Source organism: Micromonospora sp. NPDC005367 (genome assembly GCF_040606825.1).
In the GTDB taxonomy this organism is placed as follows: domain Bacteria; phylum Actinomycetota; class Actinomycetes; order Mycobacteriales; family Micromonosporaceae; genus Micromonospora.
Genome location: NZ_JBEXFP010000118.1, coordinates 1 through 1,124 on the forward strand (window position 1 = coordinate 1; position 1,124 = coordinate 1,124).

Annotated in this window: 2 protein-coding genes; one reads left to right on the top strand and one right to left on the bottom strand. The window is 70.7% G+C overall.

Translation table 11 applies throughout. The features are described 5' to 3' along the window. Positions 1–919 (bottom strand): YfjI family protein (locus ABZS42_RS32000; RefSeq protein WP_355151683.1); only part of this gene is annotated, 919 nt, incomplete at its 3' end. A gap of 24 nt (positions 920–943) precedes the next feature. Here ABZS42_RS32000 and ABZS42_RS32005 point away from each other — a divergent pair. Beyond that, the coding region (locus ABZS42_RS32005; protein WP_355151685.1) for a peptidoglycan-binding protein at positions 944–1,124 on the top strand (181 nt) is incomplete at its 3' end.

A 1,124-nucleotide genomic window follows, 5' to 3' on the forward strand; every position in this document is an offset into this window, starting at 1 on the left:
GCTCGCCAGAGCGACGTAGCCGGGCCGTGTCGGCGCGGTGGTACTCCAGGTGCACTTTGCGGGCCGCTTCGCTCAGCACCACCGGCACCGGCGCGTTCCGTCCGGCCATGTCCAGCGCCAGGTCGTAGATGAGCGCCTGATACGCGTCACGGTCGCGCTCGGGCATCTCCGGTGGCTCGACGTCGCGGTGGCCGGTGTTGTCCAGCGGCAGCGCCCACAGGATCCGGGCGAGCACGCCGCGGCCTCCGAAGTCGGGCCGCTCGACCATCTCCCGCAGCGCGTACGGCTGAATGGACGCGACCAGCGTGAGCGCGGGGGCGTCGACCCGCTCAGGCTCCCGGCCGCGTCGGTCGACGAGGATCGCGTCTCCGGCGTGGGCCATGAGGATCGGGTCGAGGTTGGGTGCCTTGCTGTAGCGGCCGGTCAGTGCGGTGAAGATGCCAGCCTCAGCGGAGATCGCCGCGATGCGTCCGCCCTGGTTGGCGAGCAGGGTGATGAGGGCTTCCGGGGTGGCGTCGCTGGCGGTCAGGCGTGGCCAGGCCGGCACGACGACCTGCTCGGCGGCCCGCACTGCCTCTTGCGCTTCCATGATCTTGATTGGGTCGCCGTCCTTGGCGGCTACTCGCTTCGCGGTCTCGGCGTACTGCTCGCGGATCTCCCGCTCGGTTCGCCGATCCCGGACCAGCGTTCCGACCGTCTCGGCGAGCGCGCCCTCAGCCTCGGTCAGCGGCCGGCGGCACACCGAGATCACCGCACTCTTTCGTGACCCGGGCGGCATGACCGGCACCACGAACAGGTTCGTCGGCTCGTGCCAGCCTCGCCGCACAACGACGACCACCCGGCCACCGACGCAGGCGGCGAGGATGCCCAGCACCACCGACCCGGGCAGGTCGGCGGGGGCAGCTGGCCCGACAACCACCAGCTGTGCAATTCCAGCTCCTGCGTGCGCACTGGCAACATCGTCCGGCTCTGGCAGGCCATCGTCTGGGCCGACGACCTGACCGGCAACGTCGGCACCAGCTTCATCGACGGGGAGTTCGGCTCCAACACCGCAGCCAAGACCCGGACCTGGCAGGACGTGATGAACGTCGGCATCGACGGCTCGGTCGGGCCGGAGACCTGGG